The sequence below is a fragment of the Pelosinus baikalensis genome (assembly GCF_020819555.1).
GTDB lineage: Bacteria > Bacillota > Negativicutes > DSM-13327 > DSM-13327 > Pelosinus > Pelosinus baikalensis.
This window is the reverse complement of sequence record NZ_JAJHJB010000100.1, coordinates 1-2,614: the sequence shown is the minus strand read 5'-3', so window position 1 is coordinate 2,614 and position 2,614 is coordinate 1. Positions and strand designations below refer to the sequence as shown.

Sequence of the window (2,614 nt, the reverse complement as noted above, 5' to 3'; positions counted from 1 at the left end):
GCAGAACACTGTCGGTTAATTGGCCGCTGTGGAAAGAAGGGGGAATGCATGTTGATGAAGAGGTCGCGAAAAGCATGTTGCAAAAAACGGGGATGCTTCCTCTTGAGACGGCTGCTGGTATCCAGGCTTTGTATCGTGGCTTATCTTCTGGTGTAGAACAAGTGATGGTGCTGGAAGGAGAGCGTCAGCACCTGCATTTTGAAAACATAGGACAGCCAATAAAAGTTTCTATAGAGGGTTCAAATTTTCTTGAAAAAAGTGAAGAAATCGCGGGAATAAGCTCTAATGTGTTAAGAGAAAAAACCATAAGATATATTAAAATGATACTTTCCTCTGTCCTTAAGCTGTCAATGTATCAAATGGAAGAGAATACACCGTTTGAAAAATATGGGATTGATTCAATCTTAGTATTACAATTAACGGATCGTTTAGAAAAAGATTTTGGTTCATTACCAAAGACTTTATTTTTTGAATATCAAACGATCCAGGAATTGAGTGAATATTTTCTGGAAACATACTACAGTCAACTAGTCAAAATAATAGGATACGGAGAAAATACAACGGCTTTTAAGGTTTTGGAAGAAGTGGAACCGGTATTTGAATTAAAACCAGGAGAGATTCGGCAAAGAAATTCACGATTTATATCTGTTCATAGTAACTCACAGAAAGAAAAATCGATAGGAGCATTAGATATAGCTGTTATCGGGGTAGCGGGCCGTTATCCCGGAGCAAAAAACCTTCATGATTTCTGGGAGATTTTACGTAATGGCAAGGATTGTATTACTGAAATTCCTGGAGATAGATGGGATCATAGCTTGTATTATACTAAGGATAAAACTAAGTATGGAAAAACATACAGTAAATGGGGTGGATTTTTAGAAGGAGTAGATCAATTTGATCCTTTATTTTTCAATATTTCTCCGCGTGAAGCAGAATTTATAGATCCTCAAGAACGTTTGTTTTTAGAATGTGTTTTCGAAACGTTAGAGGATGCCGGTTATACACGAAATACTCTTACTACAGACTTTGGCGGTAATGTGGGCGTTTATGCAGGGGTGATGTATGAGGAGTATCCGCTTTACGGAGCGCAAGAAACTATCCAGGGAAGACCAGTTGCTTTATGGGGAAGTCCGTCATCCATAGCGAACCGAGTGTCTTATTTTTGCAATTTTAATGGACCCAGTATGGCTGTTGATACTATGTGTTCTTCTTCGTTGACTGCGATTCATTTGGCTTGCCAAAGTCTGCAGCGGGGCGAGTGCAAACTTGCAATTGCAGGCGGGGTTAATGTATCCATACATCCGAATAAATATTTGTTTCTGGCGCAAGGCAACTTTATATCAAGCAAAGGCCGGTGTGAAAGTTTTGGAGAAGGAGGCGACGGCTATGTTCCTGGGGAAGGAGTAGGCACCGTATTGCTTAAACCTTTAGCAAAGGCGATTGCAGATGGAGATCAAATTTATGGAGTAATTAAGGCAACAGCAATTAATCATGGAGGAAAAACTAACGGATATACAGTTCCTAATCCTCACGCGCAAGCGGGTGTAATTGGAAAAGCGATTGAGGATGCGGGAATCAGCCCAAGGGCAATTAGCTATCTAGAAGCACATGGTACGGGAACTTTCTTGGGAGATCCAATTGAAATTGCGGGGCTGACTACAGTTTTCCGGAAAAATACTAAAGATAAACAATTTTGTGCTATTGGCTCAGTAAAATCCAACATCGGTCATTGTGAGAGTGCTGCGGGTATTTCAGGGATAACGAAGGTTTTACTGCAACTAAAATATCACCAACTGGTGCCTTCCCTACACTCTAAGCGACTAAATTCCAACATTGATTTCAAAAATACACCCTTTGTTGTGCAGCAAACACTTGAGGATTGGAAGCGTCCGGTAGTTGAAATCAATGGAGAAAAAATTGAATATCCAAGAATTGCGGGTGTTTCGTCTTTTGGCGCGGGTGGATCAAACGCCCATGTTGTAATAGAAGAATATGCTGCTAAAGAATTGGTGCCGCGACATACAACTTCCTATTCGTTTCCTATGATTATTGTATTGTCGGCAAAAAATGAAGAGAGACTGAAAGAACAAGTGCAGCAATTATTGAATGCCATTGAGAAAGAGCCATTTTCTGACGGTAATTTAGCCGATATAGCTTATACACTCCAAGTCGGGCGGGAAGCGATGGAAGAACGCTTGGCTGTGATTGCCGGATCAATTCATGAATTGGAAAGAAAACTAAAAGATTTTTTAAACGGGCGAGCTGATATTGCAGAGCTATATCGAGGTCAGGGAAAACGTAATAAAGAAGTGGTATCTATTTTTGCGGCGGATGAAGATACGGCAGTAATGCTTGATACGTGGATTAGAAAGCGAAAATACGCTAAGGTTCTTGAACTTTGGGTTAAAGGCGTGTCTTTAGATTGGAATCGTTTCTATAGGGATTTCAAGCCGCACCGGATCAGTTTACCGACATATCCCTTTGCCAGGAGTCGTTATTGGATACCTGACGTTACCTCTACCAATCATAGTAGGGTAGAAAGTGCAGGAGCTTTTATGTCCATTCATCCGCTGGTGCAGAGAAATACTTCCGATTTATCCGAACAACGGTTTAG

At 40.8% G+C, this 2,614-nt stretch carries 1 protein-coding gene; it reads left to right on the top strand.

Annotated elements, in window-relative coordinates:
• Positions 1 to 44: 44 nt before the first annotated feature.
• The coding region (locus tag LMF89_RS25165) for a type I polyketide synthase (RefSeq protein ID WP_304622628.1) at positions 45 to 2,614 on the top strand (2,570 nt) is incomplete at its 3' end.